Genomic DNA, 23440 nt, shown 5'->3' on the forward strand with positions numbered 1-23440 from the left:
ATTTAGACAAATGAAAAATCTTTTTAAAACCTTTTGGGCGGTTGCCCTGACTATCGGCTTTGCCGTACAATCTTTTGCACAGGATAGTGTAAATATCAAAACTCCGCTTGCTTTGGGCAAGATTGAGCCTTACAAAATGGAAGTAACCTACGATAAAACTTCGCATTTGATTTTCCCGACCGCCATTCGGTACGTGGATTTGGGAAGTGAATACCTGATTGCAGGAAAGGCGGAAGATGCGGAAAATGTATTGCGTGTAAAAGCTGCCGTAAGGAGTTTTGAAACCGAAACCAATTTTTCGGTCATTACCAATGACGGGCGTTATTACTCTTTTGATGTGTATTATAGTTCCTATCCCGATGCGTTGAGCTATGACCTGCTGACGATGCAAAAGGCAGTAGATAAAGCCAACGGTAATGATGTGCTTTGAGGAACTCGGAAACAATTCTCCGTCTTTGGCTGGTCTGCTTTTGGAAACGATTTACAAAAAAGACAAGCGTATCGTTAAGCATATTGGGGCTAAAAGCTTCGGCATTCAGTTTATCCTGAAAGGCATCTATATCCATAATGGTAAATATTATTTCCATACGGAATTAAGGAACAAAAGCAATGTACCGTTTGATATAGACTTTATCAATTTCAAAGTCGTCGATAAAAAGGTCGCTAAGCGTACCGTAGTACAGGAACGGGCATTGACACCGCTAAGAACCTACAAGCCATTAGAGGACGGTATTAACGGGAAATCTACCGAGCAAAATGTTTTTCTCTTAGACAAATTCACGATTGCCGATGATAAGGTTTTATTGATTGAGATTTTCGAGAAAAATGGCGGACGACATCAAACGCTTCAGGTGGAAAATTCGGACTTAATCAATGCCCGTGTAATCAGTGATATGCACTTGAAATTTTAATAACCTTTTAAAGCAAGAACAATGAAAAAGTATATCTATACCGTGATGCTACTCTTTGTGGCCATCACGGTGGCACAGGCACAACGAATGTTGCCAAAGCAAAAAGGATTGGAAGTGAGTACGGGCATTTTGTCCAATGATAAAATGGGTAACGATTATTATATCAATCTCGGAATGACCGTGAACGGCAAAAACGGTAATTATCAGATTTTGGCTTTGGAGTACACGCACCAATATCACGACTATAAAGACCAACGCATACCGCAGGAAACTTATACTGCTGAGGGCGGTTACAGTTTCTTCCTGCTGGGCGATGTCCGTAAGAACATTACGCTGAATGCAGGAATAACGGGCGTGGTCGGTTACGAGAGCATCAACAGAGGCGAAACGATGTTGTATGACGGTGCAAAGATAGTAAGCGAGGATAATTTTATTTACGGAGCTGGTGGTCGGCTGACCTTTGAAACGTACCTGTCTGACCGATTTGTATTGGTACTGCAAGGGCGTACAAAAGTGTTATGGGGAACTGATCTGCGACAATTCAGACCGTCCGCAGGTGTGGGAATAAGGTTTAATTTTTAAAACGTAAAACGATGATAGCAATATTTAATAAATTCAGAATAGGATTGTTGCCAATATATCTAATGCTGGCAATCCTGACAGGTTCTATTTCGCTGGTATCTTGTAGCAAAGATGACGAGCTTGAAATACAGAACGATTTTCCTTTTGAGGTCAATGTGATGCCCGTACCTAAAGAGGTCGCCAATGGGCAAACGGTAGAAATCAGAGTAACGATAAAGCGGAGCGGTAACTACCAAAATACGCAATACTATCTCCGCTACTTCCAATTTGACGGACAAGGCTCGTTGAGGTATTACGATGAACCTCCGTATCTGCCAAACGATTTGTACCCGTTACAATCGGAGCAATTCAGGTTGTATTATACTTCGGCTTCTACGGTATCACAATCCTTTGAAATTTGGATTTCCGACAAGCTTTGGCAATGAGAAACAGATAAGTTTTCAGTTTAACAGTAGTGATTAAAACGACAGCAAATTAGATAAGCAAAAACCGACTTTCAACAGGTCGGTTTTTTACTTTTTAGCTTCCAATGTTAGGGGGTTTTGTTTAAATTTACGGTATTATAAATCATATAGCTATGGATACGGTTACAGCTCAATTAGTGTTTGGTATTTTTGTTATCGTTGTTGCGGTTGTACTTATCTATTGGATAAACCGCAGGAGGTTTTACAGGCGTAATGCTGCTGGTGTAGAAATGTTTTCGGGATATACTAAAGCTATATCTGTGCGTTTTTTAGAACGTATCGGCAAGTTGTTTGCCTATGGTCTTATTATTCTCGGAGTGGTCTGTATATGGACGTACACCCAAATGAAAAAGGATAAGGAAAAACAACCGATAGAAGCCCAAAGCACACGATAGTTTTTACCTTTATTTGGAGAACATTAAAAATAGTATGAACATAACAAGTACAATCGTTTATTTACCCGTAGCGTTTCCGGAGGTATCGGTAACATTCTACAAAAACCTATTCAGTGAAACGCCCGAAATATTTCTCGAAGACGGATTAATCATTGTGGAGCTTCCGAACCTTAATTTGTACCTGATAGACAAAAACAGATATGAAGCCTATTACATCCTGAAAACAGGTCGTAACGTTAAGGTTTCAAAGGACAATGTTTCTACGATTATCAGTTGTGTTTTGCCGTCCGAAGAAGATGTAAATATTGCGTTGGCAAATGTTTCAGCGTGTGGCGGAACGGTAACGAGCAAAGCGACAACAAACGAAGCACTCGGTATATATGCAGGGTATTTTTCAGACCCTGACGGGCATATATGGGAGCTGGCTTATTATCCACCCGAATATAACAGGGTTTTGAATTTCGTAAATCCCAACTAAACAAATAGGATAGCCCAAAAGGTTATCCTATTTGTTTTTTATTACGCCAAACACTGCCTTTCAAAGCCAAAGGGTGCAATCTTCCGCAACCCTGCAACAAGCCTTAATATCTTCGACTTCCACAGAAAAAATATGCAAACTATGGAAGTTATCGCAATAGCAAAATCCGCATTGGACGGAATGACGAATGATATAAAAGAGCTTTTGGAACTGACCGAAAACGCTACCCGTAAATATGACCCGATTTTCAAAGGGGAAAAGTGGCTCGACAATCAGGAGGTTTGTTTGATGATGAACATTACCAAACGGACTTTGCAGACCTATAAAGACAAGGGTTTACTGCCTTATTCCAAACTGAACCGCAAGAATTATTATAAACTCTCGGACGTACAGGCTTTGCTCGAAGCTGGCGAACCGTACAATACAAATGACAATGGATTTACTGACGAATGACACCGAAGAAATCGTAGCCTATCAGGAAATGATAACACGGTTACGAAACCGTATTGAGGATATACTGAAAAACTACCGTCCTGTAATGAATGGCGAAATCTATTTATCGGGCGAAGATGTATGCAGGCTGTTACATATCAGCAAACGCACTCTCCAGCAATACCGTGATGACAATATCCTGCCGTTTATTCAGGTTGGCGGTAAAATAATCTACAAGGAAAGTGATATTCTGACTATATTGGAGCAAAATTATATAACCAATAAAACGCATTGATTGTAATTAATTTCATTCCGATTATGTTTCAATCGGAACTACTTTAGTATATTTGTATTTGAAAATATAGACATTATTTAAAGTGTTTTTGCTTTAAAACTCGGTACTAAAAACTGGTAATTTTTCGTAACCCCGAGGCAATAAGTAAGAACGCTCACGCAATAGGCGTGGGCGTCCGCTTATTCGGGGTTCAGGGCGTACCAGTGCCTTAGTATCGGTAAGTGTGATTGCCTACGCTCTTTTTTTGGGTAGGTTCCACTAACAAAAGAAAAATTATCAGTTATGGACACAGGAAACAAACCCCACAAAAACAGTATTGCATTTATCAATGATAAAAGCCCTCTAATTGACATTATCTGCAATGACCTTACTGCTTCAGGAATTGAGATACTGTTCCGTTCGGAGAACATTCAGGACGGTTTAACTCAATTATCTGCTTTGACCGAACTCCCCAAAGCAATTATTATTGACCTCAACTTTGAGGATAAGAATGTGCTGGCACAAGTTCGGGAACTAAAGGCTAAATATCCAAGCATCAGATTAATTGGCTACGGAGATATTGATGATACAGATGAAACGGTACAGGCTCTTACGGAAATAGGAATAAAAAGCTATCTGCCTATTGGTAGCGATGCAGACGATTTTAAAAGAGTTATCGAGAAAGTATAAAATATCTGTCCTTAATAAAGCGACGTTCTTTTGCTTCTTTTCTTTGGTCGCAACGGAAAGAAAAGAAGTCCAAACAAGCACAACCTGTTTGATGAAATGTAGGGCAATGGGGTTGTGTAGAGATACATTTTGGCAAAGTGGTTGTACCAATTTAAACGCAAAAATGCGTTTCCGACCGAAGCGAGGAATTGCATTTTTGCCCGATTTTCGGACTTTAACCGACTTTTATCGGTTGGGTACGGTAGTCTTTCAGATTGTGGAAAAATCCCCTGTATTCCGTCATTCCGTAGCGAAATAAATCCCAAAGTAAGGAACAACCCATTTGAGCCAATGAACTATTGATAAATAAATCCTGCTTTTGCAATGCTTCGGCAAGTGAACAACTTGGCGTGTCGTCCTGTTCTTCGGATTGCTTCAGCAATTCTTTAAATTCTTCGGTAACAAATGGCAGACTTGCCACCGCTTCGTATTTTTGCGTATCGGGTTGTTTAATCTCTCCGATAGTAGATAGTAAGACTTGACCTGTGTTCCTGTTGTTCCCAAAGTCCAACCAATATTTTGGGGTATCTCGGTAATTTTTACGGTTGCCCAATACGTTCAAAATTTCAGCAACTCCAAAACGTGCCTGTACGTTATCCACGCAAGTAATGGTAATGGTTGCCTGTGCTTCTTCGGGTATCATTCCGAAATTATCCCTTTCAAATTTTCGGCTTTCGGCTTTCCAATTTGTACCGATACAACGGTTTACACGATTGATTAAAGCAACGGATTTGTACAATCCTGTTTCGCTTTCAAAAAACCGCTGTCTGCCTAAATTGGCGGTCGTGATAATATCATCGTCCCACAACCTTACGGAAAGTCCTGCGTGTTCCAAAGCCGTCAAACTTTCATTTGTCTCTAACAAGGCTGTCAGAACTTTTGAGCCTGTGCCACCTGCTCCGATAAGGTTTACCGTAATCGGGTTAGTTGGGTTTAACAGATAGTTATCTGTGAAATGTACTTTTGTTTTTTCGCTGTTCATCGGAATAGATTTTTAAGGGTTTTATTATTCTTTTTTAATGCTTCTGTGGGAAAGGGTTTATCTGTATTAACGAGGTCTTTCCAAAGGCTTACAATGTTTCGTTTTGTCAAATTACTGCATAATGAATGACTGAAATAGGAATTGAAAAAATAGTGTTCCCACGCCTGTATAAATTCCTCAACCGAAGCCGAATTTTTAATGTCAATACTGACTGTCCCCATACATACGTTGCCCTTTTCGTAGATGTTGAAAAATGGGGCGTAATGCAAAGGCGTTTTTTCGGTTGGTCGCCTGTTGTTTGCCAAAGCAAATACGGAAAGACTGCTTTTACTCGCTAACCAAAGCATTGCAGGAACTTGTGCCGTTCCGTTGGGTATGCCCAAATCGTCCACGAAATAAAGTTGCTGTTTCTTTGCTTTGGTGTGCCATAGCACTGTGCCGTTGTCGCTCGGATTGATATGCAGGATATTTGTAGGCAAAATTCCCTTTGGTTTTAAAAATGCCGTGTTCTTATCTTCATCGGTCTGTAAACACTTCGACAAAATATTGGCTTCTCTTACGGTCAAGGGGTGGGCGTTGATTGGGTTGCCGTCCTTATCCATATCGAAATGCTCTACATAGGTTTCTTTGTCCGTGCCTTTGTTTTGGTAAAAAACCAATGCCGATTTTGGAAAATAAAGCGTTCCGAAATTTGCGGTTATGTCAGTTAAATTGTTCATTCTTCTGTTGTTTTATAGTTTCGCAATAGTATTTTGAGGTCGTCCAATAGGTCAAACAAACGGTTTTCAAAATCAAGGTTTCCTGCTGTTATTTTCTTGCCGTCAAAGACTTTGGTAATACTTGGTTCTTCCAATGCTCCCAACTCGTTAAAGTCTGAATTGATGCTTTCAACAAGGCTATCAAATAACCAACCTTTGGTATCTGCCACGAATGAAATGTACCTTTCCATTCCAACGTATTCGATACTGTCGTCATCGTATGGGTCTTGTTCGGGCATTGGTGCATTTCTGAAAATACTTGCGTTCGGGTATTCCGTGTATAGGGCAAAGGCATTACACGCAATATGCCAACATTCTTTGTCGAATGTATCAAGGCTTTTAAATTGGCTCAAACGCTGTTCAAATGCTTCTAAATTAGTACGGTCAGATATTTCCAATTCTATTTTGTCGCCAATCATTTCGGATTGTTCAATCTCTTTTTTGTTGCACTCGCTTTCTTCTGCTTCTCCGTATTCTGCCCAATCCTTATACATCTCATACAACTCATACAGATAGGTGTTTTCGTCCCTGTAATATGGTATTCGGGCAAAATGGTATAAGTAACTGCATACTGATAAAAGTAGCTTTGCCGATTGCTTTCGCTGTTTGTCCTGCAACATTCTGAAAAGCGGTACAACGGGAATATAGAAAAGCGTTGTATTGGTTTTAAACCGTTCGTCAGTTACAAAATAGGTTTTCCTGCTGTCCTGTACCAATTTAAAACCGTCCCAATTTATATTTGTCCGCTTCTGTTGGGTGTTCATATCCCACATAGCCAATACAATATTGTAGGGAAAGGCGTAATCCTGTCGGGTCTGCATAGGCTCAATGCTGTAATGCTCGGCAAGTCTGGAAAGGGAATTATAAAAATCCCTTTCCGTTTTCTGACAAGCCTGTACGGATTGTGCCGTTTTCAGTTTAGGCAGAAACGTACACTTTAAAAAACCATTGGTAGCATTGCTATCGGTACGGATTTCCGTTTGTCTTCCGGACTTGGTCTGCGTCTTTTGGTCTTTGCATCCATTGGGCGAACTCGCCTAACTGTTGGTGCAACTGTCGTTGCCGTTGCTGTTCGGGAATGCTGATTGTTCCCGCTATTTTGTTGCGTTGCATAGTTCATTGTTTTTACGGTTTTAAATTATCCTTTCGTACCCATTACGCTCTCAAAACGATATTCAACTGCATCGTCTTTTATCTTCGGTGCTGATACCTTTGCGGTAGTCAGTATCGGGTACATATTGGCGTAATAATTCATTACAGCTTCCACGCTCCACCGTGCTTCGGGGTCGGTTAGTCTGATGTCCTGTCCTTTATCTTTGAGTATAAAAACTCTCGGTAATACTGTTGCTAATAACATAACTTTTGATTTTTGGGTTAATACTGTTCTGCTTCGTCTGTTTCTTCAATGGGGTAATCTGCTGTAACTTCTTCCGCTTGTGTCGGTGCTTCTTCTGTTGCTCCCATTGTTACGAATAGGTCGGGTGTAGCGAACTTTGCAGATAGTGAAGATTTGCGTTTGCGTATCTCGTCCGCTTTTTCGGGAAACTCGGTAATGTCGGGTACTTTTATCCACGCTTCACGGAATTTGCCCTCTTTTTCCAACTCGTCCGCCTTTGCCATACCGTCTTTGTACTTCTTGTCTTTGGCTTCTTTTTCCTTTTTGAGTTTCTCGGCTTTCTGCTTTTCCGCTTCGGATTGTAGTTTGACTATTTCCATTTGCTTCATAAAGGCTTCCATATCTACCATTACGCCCGAAATAGTCTGAACAGGTTTTTTAATCTGCTCGAAAAATCCCTCGTCAAACTCCTGCGGTGTGGCGTTGAATGTCAAAGGGGGAATGAGATTTTTTGCACCATCTCTGCATTGCTCATTGTTGAGCAATACAGTTACAATTAGGTTGTTTTCCGTGCCTTTGGTTATTGTCAGTTGTAAATTGCCTGTAAAATCCAACTGTGCTATCTGATTGAAAAAATTTGTGTTCATTGTTCTGAAATTTTAATGTGTTCGTTAATTCCTTATTTCTGCTATCTCGTCTATCCTGCCATAAATGAAACTGCGTAGGCTCGTTTTGTCGGGTGCATTGTATTCGTGCCAACTTCCGTACTGCTTCACTATATAGGTTTTTAGAATATCCTCAAAACCAAACCGATAACCCATTAGCGGAATAGCTGTGCGGAAAAAACCATTGTAGTTTACTTCTCTTGCAATCCAATTTTTATCGGCTCGGCTCAACTTCTCGCCCTTGTTCAGTTTTTCCCTTAATTGGTAAACCTTTGCGGTTTTCAGCGTTTCCAATTCGGGTATCTCGTGGCTGATAAATTTTGTTGCTATTGCTTTCGTTTCCATTGTAACTGCTTTTAAATGTTATGCGTTTATTCTTTGGTATAAACTCCGTTTACATAGTAGCCAAATGACTTTTCCCAAAGGCGTACTAAACCATCTGTGTCTATATAGAAATACTCTGTACGATTGCAGTAAATAATAAATATGCTTTCGTCTTTGTGTTTCTGTTCAAGGCTCTGTGCCTTTGCCAACTTTTTTCGCTTCTTCTATTGTTGTCGCTTTCATATCGCTTGTTTTTAAAAGGCTACCACCGATTAAGGCGGTAGCCTGTTGTTATTTAATTAAGGTTTAGGATTTCCGCACCGTCCAAAGCAAAGGCGGTACAGTATTCAAATGCCTTTTGCGATTTCAGTTGAGCCGTTCCACCCATTACGATACTCTGTAATTTGGCTTCGTTGTCCTTGTAATTACGAACATTCTGAAAGTAGCCTGTAACCGCATTGTACGCTCCGAACAGTGTTCCCTTTGTAGTGTCCATTTGCTGTGTGTCGCTCATCATTGCGTAGCCAAATGCGTCATCTACGGTGTTTTTGAACACGGTGGAAACTTCATCTTCCGCACCTTTTTTGAGTGAATCAAGGGTTTCTTTATTTGGGCAAAGTGCCAACTGTATCAACTTTTTAACTTCTCGGTCTGATACTCTGACCTTTGCCCAATCGTTGAAAATGCCCTGTAATTGGTCGCTCAACGTGTTGGCTAATCCCATAATCTTGTGGGCGTTCTCGATACGTTGTTTTGCTCCCGAAGTATGTTTGATACGCACTACATTTGTCATATTCCGCAAACTTGCGTTTAAGGTATTTTGGCATACGATACGGATAGGCGTAAACGCTGCGGTAATACTTCCGCTTCCGTCGTGGCTTGTGGTTAGGAAGATGTATTTTTCTGTAACATCATCGCCATTACCTACACGGATATAGTCAGGCAATTTGGCTGTGATAAAAATGCGCTCTCCCTTGCCCAATGCTCCTGCGGTTTCGTATAAAATACCGTCCCCACCGCCTACGATAGCATCAAAGAAATTGAACGCTTCACGGTTTTGTACGATATGGTAATCTTTCCCGACTACGCCCAATACTGCATTATTATCGGTGCGAATGTTGGCGAAATAGTTAGGTACTTCCAATTCGGTACTGCCTAACTCAATACCCTGTGCAGTTTCAATAAATCCCGAACCTTTGGTAAATAGTGGGGATTTTACAACTTCGTAATCTAACCCTGCGTGTTTGATTGCTTCCTCGCTTGTCGGATATTGCTCTACGAGTTGCCCCAAACCGTGCCACGCTTTTTGCTGTACTGTAAAGAAACTGTACTTTCCTGTTCTCTCGTTGAAATTTAGATTGTGTGCCATTTTGATAAAATTTTGATGTTTAAAAAATTGATTGAATACTTATTTTTAGAATGGTAGGTCGTCCTCTGTTCCCTCTGCTGTAAATCCGTTGTTTTCATATTGTGCAGTAGCCAGTACGGTTTCGGCTCTGTTTCCTCCGCCGTGCAATTTGATTTGTGAGGTATGGAAATTCAAACCTGCTCTCGCTTCTCCGTCTTTGCCTGTCCACGCTCTTGTGCTTACACGTCCTGTGAGTTCTACCAAAGTGCCTTTTGTCAGTAGCCTTGCCACGTTTGCACTAATCCAATAGGCACAATCGAAGTAAGCCGTTTGCTCTACCCATTCGCCCTGTCTGTTTTTGTAGCCGTCATTTACCGCTACGGAAAAGTTTACTACCTGTTTTTCGTTCGACAATGTGCGTACTTCCGCATTTCTTGTCAGTCTGCCTGTGATGTTCATTTTTTCTGATTTTTAGTGATTGATATTTGATTTAATTTTTTTTGATTTATTCGGTAATGAGAGGAGGTGCTGTTTCGTTTCATTACCATTTTCAATGCTTATAATTTTCATAACTGACATTTTTTTTATTCGTCCAAAGAGCCGGAGTATGCTATGTTTCGTTTCACGAGCATTAAAGGTTCGTGTTTAGGCGACACAAGGTTTTGGAAAACAAATACTACCCAACGGGTGGAGATTTTTTTCCAAACTTGCTTGACCTTTTGGCGGCGTTAAGAAACACGGAAATACCTTTGCTCTTGAAATGGGACAATAGTGCATACAGGCTTCTTTGAATAAAAAAAATGTGGAAGCCGAGAAAATTGCATTACAAAGATGGTCTGTCTTGAATTGAAATAACACTTCTATTTCCCTTAATTGATAAATGTTTTTTTTAGTTAGGTGGCTTCCAAAGCCACGCTGATAGGGATTTTAAAAATGTCGAAAAGTGGAATGAGCGGAGGGACGTTTTTCAAATTTCTGTTTCAGATATAGCCGAAAGCTCTTTTACTGCGAGGGGATTAGAAAGGGTGGTAAATGTGCTTTGGGTATAAAAAATTGAGGCAAAAAAAAACAGAGCCGTTAAGCTCTGTTCAAAAAAATGTTTATGAATTTAATTAGATAGCCATTAAAAATGCTTCTTCCATTGCTTTAAATTTCGGAGTTACCAAATCCATATCCTTACTGATTTTTTGGCTGGTAATCTTCGCATAAATTTGTGTAGTAGATATATTTTTATGCCCCATCATTTTGCTAAGACTTTCGAGAGGTACGCCCTCGGTCAAAAACATTGTTCCGAAAGTATGCCTTGCCGTGTGGAAAGTTACTTTTTGCTCCGTAATAATTTCTGCATTTTCAATCAACTTAGCGACGTGCTTATTACAAGTCGCATTGGTTGGGATAGGGAATATAAACTCATTACGGGTAGTGCCGATATACTTTTCAATGATACGTTTTGGAATATCCATTAGACGAACATTGGAAGCAACGTCTGATTTCTTTCTACGGCTGATAATCCATTGATGCCCGTCAAAGAATGATTGTATATTGCTCCTTTTTAATTTCTTAATATCTGCATACGCAAGCCCTGTAAAACAACTGAAAATAAACAGGTCTTTTACAACTTCATACCGTTTGTGCGGAGGCTTACTAAGCATTAGTTTCTCAACGTCCTCTTTCAATATGTAACCTCGGTCGGTTTCCTCCATACTGATTTCGTAATCCTCAAAAGGATAATCACGTATCAGCCCTTTTTTAATCGCTAACTCCGCCAAAGCCAAAACAGGCATTGTGTACACCCAAATAGTATTATGGCTTAACTGTAAATCATAGCGGAGGTAAAAATCAAACTCACGGATAAAATCGTTATTCAATTCACGAAAAGCCATATCGTCACGATGATACCGTAACTCTATGAAGTTGGAAAGATGATTGTAAACTGTGATGTACTTATTGTAAGTACCCTCTGAACGTTCTTCCTTTTCGACCAATTTTTTAAATTGTTCGTTTTGGTCGTTGAAAACTTTTAGGATAGCATCGTCCATTACACCAACACCCAAAAAGGAGAGCTTCACTTTCTGCGAAGTGGCAAAGCCCTCGTGTTTGAGCATATCTTCATAAATCGTATCAATACGACCTCGAATGTTGTCTAATTTCTTGTTTACTTTTAATGCTTCTGCACTTTTGCCTAAAACTCTACCGAATTTTAAATCCCAATTATCAGCGTTAATTTCTAACTTTGTTCCGAAAGTTTTAGGCACTCCGTCAATGGTAATACGTGCCATAATCGGAGCATTACCATTCTTTTTTGGTTCGTTCTTTTTCAGGTAGAAAAGCAATTTAAACGTTGACCTTTTTGTCTGTTCCATAACCACAATGTTTAATGTTTAAAATTAAATTACATTGAGTTACAAGGAAACGTAAAAAGGGGTGCAAAAGACTGAAATATAATCAGTTAGATTTGGGTAGTTACGACTGAATTGGTAACGATTTAGGAACCTAACTTTGTATTTTCCAGCCCAAAACCTATCGGACAGAGAGTTCTCAAAAAAGACTACACTTTTATAAAGCATTGTATAATAACGGGGTTAACCGTTTTGCCTATCTTTGCTTTTTATTAATCTTTTTTAGAAAAAAGTAAAACATCTTGGTAACAATTTAAACATTTATAATCAGGATAATATCTTCCAGGGTTTTGATCTGTAAAAAAAACATCTATCTTATCAGAAAAATCACCGTCAATTTTTCTTTTATAAATCCAAATTGAGAGAGTTTTTTATAATTAGTTTTATCTTTTTCTTTTACAAAATCAGAATAGTAAACCTCAAATCTTTCACTATTATCGGGTGGTCCGGCAACATATAAAAATTACTATGATAGTATACTACTTTATCATAAAACGAATTATTATCCTTTGAACATCCCCAAAAAATAACATTCAATAATATATAGAGAATCTTGCTTCTGCGGAATAGTTTATTTTTCATTATTTATTTTTCGCTTTACACTAAGCATATTAACCGTTTGTTGGACAAATAGTAAGTATATATCTTGAATATAATATGTAATCAATTTTTACCCTGGTAATTTTAAATTTTGAATTTTTAGTACTTCTCTTTTATCTAAAGAATCAAAGTCTTCCATCTTTTTACAATTGTTTAAGTAAATTAATTCTAATTTCTTGTTGGAATTTAAAGCCTTTACGGATTTCAGATTCCTGCCATAATTAATTTTAATAGTTTTGAGGTTTTGCAGCTTTTCTATTCCATCCAAACTTTCAATATTCGTTAAATTAAGTTCTAAATATTCTATACTCTTTAGTTCTCCTAATAAATCATTTAAAGATTTGCTTTTTGGATTGTAATACCAAACAATTAATGATTTTAAATTAGAACTACTATTTACTAGCTTTATTTTTTCATTCCATTTTAGAATAGAAACAGTTTCTAAATTAGTAAATTTTAAAAAATCTACATTCCCTTTCGACGTACCATTTATATACATTTCTTTAACTAAATACAAACTAGAAAAATAGACCGCATCAAGTTTTGCATCCATAAAAGAAACATTATAAAAATTTAAATGTCCTATTTTATGATTAAAAACAGATATATCTTCTTTTAATGTTCCGTCATAGGATATTGTCTCGTAAAACATTTCTAAATGCTTATTAGGATCATATAATTCTGCCAAATAATCGTTATAACCTTTTGGATCATCCTTCTGTAAGAGTATTTCTAAATCACTTTTTTTTCTATTATTTTGTTCTAATTTATGCTCAATAAATTGATCAGACGTCACTTTTGTATAAGTATCTCCCTTAAACCAGCATTTGTATATATTAAAATTCATTTTTTATTATTTATTGTCTGAAAACCTTATAATTTACCGTCACAAATCAATTTTGGTTATCGAATTTTTATCAATATTTAGATTTCCTCTTACTCTAACATAATAGCTTTTTGTTTTATCTTCTAAACTAATAGTATAGAGGGTATCCTCAGTATATCTGGTTATTTTCTTCTTATCCCCCATAATAGTTAAAACGGAATCTTTTGATACGCTCCACTTATTAATATCTGGATCTTGGATATCCCAAAAATATCTTCTTTTATTTTTTACTTTGTCAAAAGAATACTAATTGTCTTGTATACCACCGCAACAAGGCATTGTACTTTCGTAGTAACTAATTTTAGCGGTTACATTATCAACAGCAGAGCCATTCCTAAATCTTCATACTGAATAATATTTCCGTTGGAGTCATAGGTTATTTATACGAAACATTTAACATTTCTATTAACTTAATAATTATTTCAGTTTTTGCAACACTACTAAAATCTATTTTAATTTCTGCATCCTGTAACAAGCACAGACCATCCTTCGGTCTATTAGGATCATAATATTTATAAGGAGAAATTATTAAGACATTACCATCCAAGGATACCTGACAGCTATTAGAATTTTTATATAAGGTAGTAAAAGACCTTTGCCCCATCTTAAGTAACTGATCTTTCTCCCAAGACGCCCATTCATTGTTTTTAGGTGTAGAAACCCCAGTTTTACTTTTACTTAAACACTCAAACAACTTTTTCTGAAACTCATCTATAGATACATCCAAAGGAAGTGTGTATATAGGATCATCAATAATTCCTAACCCGATATCGGAAGTCGATTCCGTGACTACGATATAATTTTTATTTGTTTTATAAATGGTACAACTTTTCATATTTATTTTACAATTCTAACATTAACTTTAACCGATTCGTTCAGATTTTTTTATCCTACAAACCTTATTTTTTAAAGAGATATTTATACTGTAAATCATCCTTCTTGGAATATCTTTTTTTACCTGAATCAAAGCTTGTAAAGCAATATTTATTGCATTTTAAATCAAATTTTGCTGGACTAATTAACCTATTGTTTGTCGGCACGAAAAGATTTTGCGCGATTGTTGCCCATATCTAAGCCATCAGGTTATTAAATTTTTATTTATAAGAAACACTTAACATCTCGATTAATATTTTCATTATTTCAGTTTTATCTGTATTAATTAAATTTATCTGTATTGCCGCTTCTTTTACTGAACATAAACCACTTTTTGGTTTATTAGGCTCACAATATTGATCAGGCTGAATAGTTAAAATATCATTTTCTAAAGCTAAATTGCAACTATTAGAATTTTTGTACAGCGTTATAAAAGATTTCTGTCCCATCTTTCTAAATCCCTTTTTTCAAACAGTGACCATTCATCTCTTTTTGGTGTATACACATCAGTTCTGCTATTATTTAAAGAATCAAATACTTTCTCTCTTAATTCTTCAATATTTGTTTCCACAGGAATAACATAAATAGGATCATCAATTATTCTAGCACCTATATCACATATTGATTGTGTAACTATTATATAATTTTTATTTGTTTTATAAATGGTACAACTTTTCATATTTTTATTTTACAATTCTAACATTAACTTTAACTCCAACTTGTTCTCCATATTTTACAGTAGCTTGTATTGCTTCTACTTGGGCAGCGGAAGCTCCTTTTGGATCACCCACTTCAAAGAAATAGTTAGGTTTTTTTTCTTTCAATGGATCAATATTCAGCCACAAACTAGTCTTCATATCCAAATACCTAGCTCCATAATAACTTAAATTCAATTCCTTTCCAAAAGCAATATATTCCTGTTTTTAAGTGAGTTTGTAGGATTCTATAAACAATAAGATTTATTCAAAATTATTTATAACCTTCTGTCCATAAAGTAACATCATAAAAATATTCATCAAAATCACCTTTATTTATTGGTCTCAGATTTGGGTTTAAACCCTGCAATTTATTGCAGCACTTTAGTAATGCGAAAAAATATAAAATATTAGTTTAAAATTGACGAATATCATTTTTAAAAATTACTATTTACGTTTTAAAATAGAGGGACTTTCAGTCCCTTGTCAAACAAACCTCTGCACTTTCAGTGCAGAGTGGTTTAGTTTGTATAAACATAATATAGATTTGACTATAAAAAAACTCATCATTAGTGACGAGTTTTTTGTTTGTAAATTTTTCTCTATATTTTTGTGTTTACGAGTAAGATGCCTGCGCTATCCAGCAGTTATAACTACTATAGATCGGTTCAAAGTTTACTTAACTTCTTCTCTAAAAGCTTAGAGTATTTTCTTTGGAAGTGTTTGGATTATTCGTTTTTACTTCATAAGATATTCTTCTATACCAAAACTGCTATTTTCTGGACGAGAAACTCACGCCAGCAAGAAGGGTCATGATTTCCAAAAGTCAGAAAGAGGATTTAAATCCAGTGAGATTTCCTTTTCCAATTGATAATCTATCTCTAAAGTTCCGTCTGAATTCATTTTATATGCATTCCTTTTATAACACTCTATGATAGTTTCAATCCATTTCTCAATAGAGTCATATACTGTCATCAATTCAGAAGATAAAGTAAGAGATGGGGAAAACAACAATAACATTCCTCTAGTTGAGCTTTTACTTGATAAATCAATTGAAACAGTATCCCCAGTTAATGACTGAATAAATGGTAATTTTTTATCATAGATTTTTAGTGTTTTTCTATCTAATAATAATAAGCTAAAAGCTGAACCTATATCAATAAAACTACCAAAAGAAAAAAAATATTCAAAAGTACCATCATACACTGAAGCTCCATTAACCCCTCCCCTCCATAAGTAAAGGTCTATAAGGTTTTTGTTAATCTCTAACTTCATTTTACCTAACTTATTTTCTATATCTTTTTCACTTTCTGACTCCTCGAAAATTTGAAGAATTGGATGATTTATTTCTTTTAAAATTTGATCTAAAATCGTTAATTTATTATTCATAACGTAGAAATTATTTATTATTTATTATTTAATGAAAAAAATTAATAAGAGTATTGAGAACCGCCCGAAAAAATTGTGGATAAAATCCCAATAATTATTAATGTTACTAGAACTGGTTTGGACACTTTGGGTTCTGGAACTGAATCTGGAACTTTTTCAGGTTCTTTAGGAGGCTTAGGCACTAAGATAATATTAAATTTATCTCCTGTTTTCATATCATTTAAACGAACTAAACTCCCGAGATATCCACCATGAGACATATTTTCTGATGCAGGCACAGTATTAATCGCTGCATTTTTACCTCCCTCTTTTGTAGAAGCATAAGGATATTCATCTAAATGGTGTTCAGGAATTCTTAATCCATTATTTGCCACTCTTGCATCATTTCTTCGTTTTCGTGCATTGGTTCTATCTGAATCATAAGTTATTAATAACGGATTTCCTTTTTCAACTCCCATTTTATGGGTTTTATAAACATTTGGCCATGTTGCTTCAGGAATATATGCATTTACTATTTTATGCTTTACACGGTCAACCTGCTTCCCATTTGGATCAATATATCTTATAGGATTTTGATAACAATAGCCATAACTATTTAGATTCATATCATTAAACACACCACCATTATGCTGCCCATCTACATAAAATTGACTTTCCATTACAGGATTATAAACTGCCAACGGATCAACATTCAGCCATAAACTAGTTTTAGCATCATAGTACCTCGCCCCATAATAAGAAAGATTCGTTTCCCTATCCAACTCCTTTCCATTAAACAAATAAGGACTAGAAAAAGAAGAACTATGCTCTTCAAACAGAACTTCTCCAAAAGCAATATACTCCACATGCTGGCTTATACTTCCGTTTCGGGTTGTAATATACGAAGTACTTCCCAAATGATCCGGATGAAAATAAAAAATATCATTCTCCGGCAAACCAATTCCTGTAAATCCTTCTCCTGCTTTAACCGTTGTTGGTTCTACGGGTGGTCCAAATTGTACGGGTGGTCCCGGAACATCTCCGGGAGCATTAAAAATAGGATTTCTAGGCCAGCCTTCCGGTGGTTCCTGATTTTCTTCAACGGGTTTTATTACTTCACTTGGATATGGATCTCCTGTAAATTCTGGTGTTGCATAGATACCTTGTTGCGTTGGTGGTCCTGGAGGTACGCCTAAACTTTTCACATAATTGTCCAAGGCTTTTTGCTGTTCAGCAGTTCTTTTAGAATAGTTTACCCCACCTGCGGTAATACCCAAAGGCTGGGCAAAAGTTCCATTCCCTAGTTTACTTACTACACGTCCTGCTCCTTCAAAATAATGTTTAGTGAATTTTCCTTTACTGATAACAAAATAAGGAGAAACATAACCCGTATAATCATCGGTATGTACAATAGTAGCGGCAGTTTCGCCGTTAATGGCTACATTTTGAGAATCTCCTGAACTTTTAATAACCCTTTCTCCGTCAGCATCATAGGTAAATTGATAAATTCTTCCGTTATCATTGATTCCCATTAAATGATTTTCCTCGTCCCAGTTCATTTTTCTGAAACTTTTATCTTCAGTATAACTTGTAGGGTTTCCGTTGCCGTCGTAAATATATTCTCTCGGCTCAGCTTTACCGGACTCAGCAATTTTGTTTGGCGCATTAGGATGTAATGCGTTATCATAATTATAATCTAAAACATAACCTTTCTGCTCATTGTTTATTGTATGAACCAAATCTTTCTTGATAATATTGTGCATCTTGTTATAGCTCATATTCAGCTCATAACTTGCTTTGGTAAACTCACCCTGATAGGTAGCTTTTGCATATTTTAATCGGTAAAAATCATCATACTGATATTCATGGTTTGATGTTCCGCCTAAAGTATTGTTTACTACTGGAGCTATATTTTTAATACCTAAAACATTTCCGACCAAATCATAACTGTAAGAGTTATTCATGACTTGTCTGGCACCGCTTTTAATTTGTAACTGCTGTAACCTTCTCATCACAGGATCATAAGTATAATTGGTTTCGGTATCGTTTCCGTATTTTAAATATTTGCGCTGCTCGAATTCATCATAACTCAACTGCTTGATGTAATCGTAAGTATGGTTTTCTTTTTTACCCTGCATGCTCTGCAGATTTCCCGCGCGGTTATAAGTATATTCTACTACTTCGCCGTCAGGATACGTCATTTTCTGGATTCTGTTCCAGGTATCATACTCGTACTGCGAAATATAGGTTTGAATATCTGTTGGCGTAATACGAAGCGTTCGAATTTCTTTTTCGATCTCGCCTAATTTTCCGTAAAAGAATTCCTGTCCGCCACTGGCATCCTGTACAAACCACAATCTGCCTCGACGCGCTGCTGTTCCATCGGCTTTGCCATAATTGTATTGTACATTATTTTGTGGGTTTTTAGGATATTTTATAGATTCTAGTCTATTAAAATTGTATTCATATTGAATAGATCCTCCATTTGGAACTGTATTTTTAATATCCTGAGTGATACGGGTGGTTAAGTTCCCTGCCAGATCATACTGCATAGTACTTGTTCCTGCATCAGGATGTGTAAGTTCAATACGTCGGCCCAGCCAGTCGTAACTGCTTTTGATAACATGATCCATTGCATCAGTAACCTTGACTATTTCTCCTAATGCACTAGTTTCAAACTTTGTAACTAGATCATTATGCATACTGGCTATATTCTGACCAGTTGCATCTGTGTACGTCTGACTGGTTTTATTTAAAGCATCCGTTTGTGTAGTGCGCAATACTGGCAGACCATCATAGTTTTCTAATGCAAAAGTGGTTGTGTTAGTACTTCCATCAGATAATGTCACTTTTATTGTACGTCCTGTTTCGTCATATTCTGTTTCAGTAGGTGTTACGCTTGATAATGCAGTGCTGAAATTATTATCAATAGAAGTAGTTGTTGTAGGATAATAACTTATAATGGGTCTTCCTAATCCATCATAAATTATTTTTCCAGATACAATCTGCGCTTCCTTATCAGCACTTCCTGCCTGTGTAAACAAACTGGCTGTTTCTTAATCTGCAATGTCCTGTCGAGTCCATCTGTATAGGTATAAGTCTCAATATCTTTATCTAATTCCGGATCGTAGTTTCTGGTTTTAGCATACGGAACTTTTGCATCTGGGAAATATTCGTAAGCAATAGTATAGGGTTTGCCTGAAGCACTTGATAAGGTGCTTTTATAGTTAATGGACGACCTTTAGCATCGAATGTATAAATCGTACTTTGATCATTACGATCAGTTGTTTTTAGTGGTACTCCAAAACGATAATCAAACTCTACTTTATTTTGGTATCCAAAAGCATCTTTGATCTCGGCTATATACTGATGATTTTCTCCATCAAATACATAATCCAATGTCATACGCTGTCCTTTTTGGTTTAATGGTCCTGTAATTTTCTGCAGGTTACCGTAAGTGTCATAGATAATATCGGTAACGGCAATATTATTTGCTGTAGCGTAATTTTTGATCTGCGTAACTTCTGCCGTTGTAGTATTGATAGTTGTGGATCTTTTACGTTTTTAAACCTTCCGTGGTAAACACTTCGAGTTGTTTTGCTATGCCACCGTAATATGGTGTGGTGCTTTCATAATAACTAATTTTAGCGGTTACTTTATCATTCGCAGTACCATTTCCTAAATCTTCATATTGAATGATATTTCCGTTGGCATCGTAGGTATTAAACGTATTGGTTTCCAGATAATCGCTGCCGCCTTCATATGTTTTTTGATTGGTATGAATCAATCCTACAAAAATACGTTTGGCATCGCACGAAGGTAAATTTAACTCTGCTACCGAAACACTTGCCTGAGTCGCTACATCTATAAAGCTATATTCGTTTTCTGACGCTTGGCGTATTTTGTCATTTTTATCTAATGTATAACCGTGCTTTAAAAGATTTTTTCTGAAATAATCCTGATTATAAAATTCCTGAACCGTTGTTGTGAAAACTGAATTATCAGCTGCGTCAATCTGCTGTTGAATTACTTTTCCGAAACCGTAAAATTCTCTCTCACGGCGGTCGTAGAAACCGTCTTCGTATGTGAATTTTGCAATTGTACGATCGATACCATCACCAGCATGCCCGTCAAATAAATCAACCGATTGTAAAACCCATTTCGCAGATGGATCTTCATAACTCGGTTTTACTAATGCATAATCAACGACATAGCTATTTCCAGCACCATTAGTGACGCTTTTTAATTTATTGGTTCTTTTGATGTTCGAGAGACGCACTTTCAAATACTTTTCGTCTGTAGATATAACATAATCGGTATTTCCATCTCCGTCAATATCCATAAAAGTAGCTTCGGAACGTGAAGTACTCCATCCTTTACTGGCTCCTAATGATGGCGTAAGGCGCAGCAACCAAATAGGAATGTCATAGGAATAACCTGCATTAAAACCATAACTCACACTTTTATTACGGTTATTTCAGAATATGTTGGATAGATGATAGGTGTATCAAAAGATGCTCCTAAGTTTAAAGACACAATCATTTTATCCAGTACATACTCAATTTTATCAGGAAGCCCATCACCATTAATATCCATAAAAGATTTATTTCCGTCAGATGTGGATCGTGCATAATTGGCTCCCGCTGTAATAGATCCAGCATTAAAATTATATCCTAAACCAAGACTCCAATCAGTAGAAGTTCCTGCGTTGAGTCCGTTGTTATTCCAGTTTTCAGCAGCTAAAAAACCGTATCCAGTATTCAATAACACCGTTCCGGCATCAGTTATTTTATCTGGTAATCCGTCCCCGTTAATATCTGCGTGGATCATTTTTGATTTATCGGTTCCATAACCCTGAGAAGCACTTACAGACATCGTGTTTTTTGCTTTATCAGCTTCTTTATCAGCAGCAGATTGTGCTGCTATTCTATTTGCAGCTTCTTTTCCTATTACCAATACTCCTGCACTTTTTGCTTTACCATGACTGTAACCCCCTCCATAATTTGGTCCTTCGGCAGTTGTTTCGGCATGGCTGAAATTATCTCCCAAGCTGAATACTTCATCAGAAATACTTCCAACTGGTTTTGTCAATTGTACATTACTTCCTCTGATATAATCCGGGAAACCATCTCCATTAAAATTGCCCATGGTTTGCGTTACATACGAATCTCCGTCTATAGATTTACTAAAGCCCATATTGTTAGGCCCTGCACCAATTCCAGCTCCGATACTTTTACTTTTACTTTCGCTGATCATGTCCAGTGCCGATGTACTTCCTCCTTCTAATTTAGGCAAAGAGAAGTCTGTATAATCTGCAATATCATCTTCTCCAAGTCTTGATGTTCCTATTATTGCACCTTTTATATAAATTGATTCTTCTAAACCTTCCCATTTTGCTTTTGTATAAGATGGATTTAAAGACACAAAATAATTCTCTGAAACTTCATACCCTTTGCCATCATAATTTTCCGGATCGGTGTTATTAACATCGGGCTCTGTAGCATAAGCGTCAGATTGTTTTAGTTTGGTCTGATCTATAATATTCGAAGTGAGGGTTCCGTTAATTACAAACCCTCCCCAGTTTCTATGGTACAATCCTAAGGTTCTTTCATCAGGATTTAAAAGGCTGTAAACACCAAAATCATCTGTAACAGCATTCCATACAACATCATCTGTAAGATCTGTAACATCTTTTAAGTCTGTCACCTGAACCTGAATATTAAGTGCATTTGCTTTTGGATAATTTCTCAGAATATTTACAGACAGCGGATTTGAAACTGTAGTTTCTACCTGAATTGGAATTCCTGATGCTGCATCGGGATAAACTACTGCATTATCAAAAGCATTGATAACTTCAACCAATGTTCCCGATATAAGCTTGTAACGTTTACGTGCCAGAAGGATATTATTCTGCTTAGCTGAAAGTATTACTTCTCCATTATAACTATCAACTGGCCCCGGAGGAAAAGCAGATGCCAAAATCAAATCCTGAGGCAGTATATTCAGTTTCACTTTTCCGCTAACTGTTGAAGTAACACCTGGTATATTGTAATTTCCTTCTCTTTTATTATATAATAAATGATACACTTCCATTGGTACTTCTTCGACTGCTGTACCCGGGTAAGAAGGAATGGTAATAGTTGGAGCAAATGAAATGCTTTGCCAGTTGATATTTGTATTTGTTTCTAAAGACAATGTCACCTGCGTATCTGCCTCAAAAGCAGGGAGGTTGACAGACGCTAAATCAAAAGTCGCAACATCATTCGCCCAAAAGTTTTTTTGATACACGATTACGGGAGGATTCGTTTGCCCCAAATAGGTTTTGGTAATCATCAGTCGGATATGATCGGATGTAACCGGTTTATTCAATATTCCTTTAAAGGAAACAGTTCCCGCAACAGGAATTACTTTTGATGTGTTATTACTGCTAAAAAAATCTGTACTTGCTTTATAGGTTGACAACGAATAATAAATTATCTTTTAAAATTACAGGAACATTAAAATCGGTTGTAACTAAATTATTATTGCTATCTCTGTCGAACTGTTTTACTTGAGAATAAGTAATAATCGGATCCCAGATAACCGCATCAAAATTTCCGTCTTTAACAGCGCTTACCCTAAAATATAGGCGTTCTCCCTTTTCTACAGAAATACCGTTATTTTGTTTCGTTTTACTATCATGATCTTTTGCAATTATAGCCTCATCCCATAGTAATTGTGTTCCTTTTTGAAAATATAAACGTACTCCATCTGCTTTGTCATCTCCTGCATTGTTTACATATTCTGCACGTGCTTTAATTTGTTCGGGAGTAGTTTCTTTGATTAACTGGTATTCGTGCGAAACTGAAATTATTCCTTTTACAGGAGCTTCCCACATTCGAACTACATCATGCAGGGGATTAGGTGCTGCCTCCCTAACAACAGGAGCATGTATTAACCTT

Annotated in this window: 28 protein-coding genes and 2 pseudogenes; 8 read left to right on the forward strand and 22 right to left on the reverse strand. The window is 36.9% G+C overall.

All coding sequences use genetic code 11. From position 1 onward, the window contains the following. Positions 1–10 precede the first annotated feature (10 nt). From traN to AC1RYN_RS11200, 8 genes and pseudogenes are all read left to right on the forward strand, one after another. Positions 11–911, forward strand: a pseudogene (traN, locus tag AC1RYN_RS11165) (conjugative transposon protein TraN). A gap of 21 nt (positions 912–932) precedes the next feature. After that, positions 933–1493, forward strand: a complete 561-nt coding sequence (locus AC1RYN_RS11170; RefSeq protein ID WP_481807023.1) for a conjugal transfer protein TraO — start codon at positions 933–935, stop codon at positions 1491–1493. Positions 1494–1504: 11 nt separating this feature from the next. Next, positions 1505–1955: pseudogene (locus AC1RYN_RS11175) on the forward strand (DUF3872 domain-containing protein). A 115-nt stretch (positions 1956–2070) separates the two neighbouring features. Beyond that, the gene (locus AC1RYN_RS11180) at positions 2071–2352 is read left to right on the forward strand and encodes a hypothetical protein (RefSeq protein ID WP_002979448.1); all 282 of its coding nucleotides are present in this window, start codon (positions 2071–2073) and stop codon (positions 2350–2352) included. Between the two features lie 175 nt (positions 2353–2527). Next, a complete protein-coding gene (locus AC1RYN_RS11185; protein WP_481807024.1) occupies positions 2528–2830 on the forward strand; it encodes a VOC family protein in 303 nt (100 codons plus the stop codon). Between the two features lie 141 nt (positions 2831–2971). Next, positions 2972–3283: a helix-turn-helix domain-containing protein gene (locus tag AC1RYN_RS11190; RefSeq protein WP_024564686.1), complete on the forward strand. Its 312-nt coding sequence runs from the start codon at positions 2972–2974 to the stop codon at positions 3281–3283. Next, the gene (locus AC1RYN_RS11195; protein WP_002979451.1) at positions 3264–3557 is read left to right on the forward strand and encodes a helix-turn-helix domain-containing protein; all 294 of its coding nucleotides are present in this window, start codon (positions 3264–3266) and stop codon (positions 3555–3557) included. The genes AC1RYN_RS11190 and AC1RYN_RS11195 overlap by 20 nt, the downstream gene beginning before the upstream one ends. Positions 3558–3839: 282 nt before the next feature. Next, positions 3840–4226, forward strand: a complete 387-nt coding sequence (locus tag AC1RYN_RS11200) for a response regulator (RefSeq protein ID WP_002979452.1) — start codon at positions 3840–3842, stop codon at positions 4224–4226. 214 nt (positions 4227–4440) lie between these two features. On the opposite strand, the gene AC1RYN_RS11205 is transcribed toward AC1RYN_RS11200, so the two are convergent. The 22 genes from AC1RYN_RS11205 to AC1RYN_RS11310 form a co-directional block, all read right to left on the reverse strand. Beyond that, positions 4441–5247, reverse strand: coding sequence for a PRTRC system ThiF family protein (locus AC1RYN_RS11205; protein ID WP_481807025.1), 807 nt, complete (start codon positions 5245–5247; stop codon positions 4441–4443). After that, entirely contained in the window at positions 5244–5966 is a 723-nt protein-coding gene (locus tag AC1RYN_RS11210; protein ID WP_024564688.1) for a PRTRC system protein B, read from the reverse strand. The genes AC1RYN_RS11205 and AC1RYN_RS11210 overlap by 4 nt, the downstream gene beginning before the upstream one ends. Further along, on the reverse strand, positions 5963–6826 hold the full coding sequence (locus tag AC1RYN_RS11215; RefSeq protein WP_481807026.1) for a hypothetical protein: 864 nt from the start codon (positions 6824–6826) through the stop codon (positions 5963–5965). The genes AC1RYN_RS11210 and AC1RYN_RS11215 overlap by 4 nt, the downstream gene beginning before the upstream one ends. Before the next feature lie 116 nt (positions 6827–6942). After that, the gene (locus AC1RYN_RS11220) at positions 6943–7125 is read right to left on the reverse strand and encodes a hypothetical protein (RefSeq protein ID WP_481807027.1); all 183 of its coding nucleotides are present in this window, start codon (positions 7123–7125) and stop codon (positions 6943–6945) included. A gap of 18 nt (positions 7126–7143) precedes the next feature. Beyond that, a complete protein-coding gene (locus AC1RYN_RS11225; RefSeq protein ID WP_024564690.1) occupies positions 7144–7362 on the reverse strand; it encodes a PRTRC system protein C in 219 nt (72 codons plus the stop codon). Positions 7363–7379: 17 nt separating this feature from the next. Then, positions 7380–7988 (reverse strand): PRTRC system protein E, encoded by a 609-nt coding sequence (locus tag AC1RYN_RS11230; RefSeq protein WP_024564691.1) that lies wholly within the window; start codon positions 7986–7988, stop codon positions 7380–7382. A 24-nt stretch (positions 7989–8012) separates the two neighbouring features. Further along, positions 8013–8351, reverse strand: coding sequence for a hypothetical protein (locus tag AC1RYN_RS11235; RefSeq protein ID WP_024564692.1), 339 nt, complete (start codon positions 8349–8351; stop codon positions 8013–8015). Between the two features lie 26 nt (positions 8352–8377). Then, complete coding sequence (locus AC1RYN_RS11240) at positions 8378–8539, reverse strand: DNA-binding protein (RefSeq protein WP_481807028.1); 162 nt, start codon at positions 8537–8539, stop codon at positions 8378–8380. A gap of 86 nt (positions 8540–8625) precedes the next feature. Beyond that, positions 8626–9699: a DUF932 domain-containing protein gene (locus tag AC1RYN_RS11245; protein ID WP_024564694.1), complete on the reverse strand. Its 1074-nt coding sequence runs from the start codon at positions 9697–9699 to the stop codon at positions 8626–8628. Positions 9700–9744: 45 nt separating this feature from the next. Beyond that, positions 9745–10137, reverse strand: a complete 393-nt coding sequence (locus tag AC1RYN_RS11250; protein ID WP_024564695.1) for a single-stranded DNA-binding protein — start codon at positions 10135–10137, stop codon at positions 9745–9747. Between the two features lie 653 nt (positions 10138–10790). Next, positions 10791–12041 (reverse strand): site-specific integrase, encoded by a 1251-nt coding sequence (locus AC1RYN_RS11255; protein WP_002979474.1) that lies wholly within the window; start codon positions 12039–12041, stop codon positions 10791–10793. A 706-nt stretch (positions 12042–12747) separates the two neighbouring features. Further along, entirely contained in the window at positions 12748–13524 is a 777-nt protein-coding gene (locus AC1RYN_RS11260; protein WP_481807029.1) for a hypothetical protein, read from the reverse strand. A gap of 415 nt (positions 13525–13939) precedes the next feature. Next, the gene (locus AC1RYN_RS11265; protein WP_481807030.1) at positions 13940–14398 is read right to left on the reverse strand and encodes a contact-dependent growth inhibition system immunity protein; all 459 of its coding nucleotides are present in this window, start codon (positions 14396–14398) and stop codon (positions 13940–13942) included. A 259-nt stretch (positions 14399–14657) separates the two neighbouring features. Continuing rightward, complete coding sequence (locus tag AC1RYN_RS11270) at positions 14658–14885, reverse strand: hypothetical protein (protein ID WP_481807031.1); 228 nt, start codon at positions 14883–14885, stop codon at positions 14658–14660. Next, positions 14864–15115 (reverse strand): hypothetical protein, encoded by a 252-nt coding sequence (locus tag AC1RYN_RS11275; protein ID WP_481807032.1) that lies wholly within the window; start codon positions 15113–15115, stop codon positions 14864–14866. Before AC1RYN_RS11275 ends, AC1RYN_RS11270 begins: the two co-directional genes overlap by 22 nt. A 4-nt stretch (positions 15116–15119) precedes the next feature. Continuing rightward, positions 15120–15329 carry a hypothetical protein gene (locus AC1RYN_RS11280; protein ID WP_481807033.1) on the reverse strand — a complete coding sequence of 70 codons (210 nt, stop codon included), beginning with the start codon at positions 15327–15329 and terminating at the stop codon, positions 15120–15122. A 612-nt stretch (positions 15330–15941) separates the two neighbouring features. Further along, complete coding sequence (locus tag AC1RYN_RS11285; RefSeq protein WP_481807034.1) at positions 15942–16520, reverse strand: hypothetical protein; 579 nt, start codon at positions 16518–16520, stop codon at positions 15942–15944. A 41-nt stretch (positions 16521–16561) separates the two neighbouring features. After that, on the reverse strand, positions 16562–19543 hold the full coding sequence (locus tag AC1RYN_RS11290) for a NucA/NucB deoxyribonuclease domain-containing protein (RefSeq protein ID WP_481807035.1): 2982 nt from the start codon (positions 19541–19543) through the stop codon (positions 16562–16564). A 70-nt stretch (positions 19544–19613) separates the two neighbouring features. Continuing rightward, positions 19614–19904, reverse strand: coding sequence for a hypothetical protein (locus AC1RYN_RS11295; protein WP_481807036.1), 291 nt, complete (start codon positions 19902–19904; stop codon positions 19614–19616). Between the two features lie 151 nt (positions 19905–20055). Next, on the reverse strand, positions 20056–20958 hold the full coding sequence (locus AC1RYN_RS11300; protein ID WP_481807037.1) for a toxin TcdB middle/N-terminal domain-containing protein: 903 nt from the start codon (positions 20956–20958) through the stop codon (positions 20056–20058). Next, complete coding sequence (locus AC1RYN_RS11305) at positions 20955–22961, reverse strand: hypothetical protein (RefSeq protein ID WP_481807038.1); 2007 nt, start codon at positions 22959–22961, stop codon at positions 20955–20957. The genes AC1RYN_RS11300 and AC1RYN_RS11305 overlap by 4 nt, the downstream gene beginning before the upstream one ends. Next, positions 22948–23440 (reverse strand): hypothetical protein (locus AC1RYN_RS11310; RefSeq protein WP_481807039.1); only part of this gene is annotated, 493 nt, incomplete at its 5' end. The genes AC1RYN_RS11305 and AC1RYN_RS11310, both read right to left, overlap by 14 nt.

The sequence above is a fragment of the Flavobacterium sp. TC780 genome (assembly GCF_056783245.1).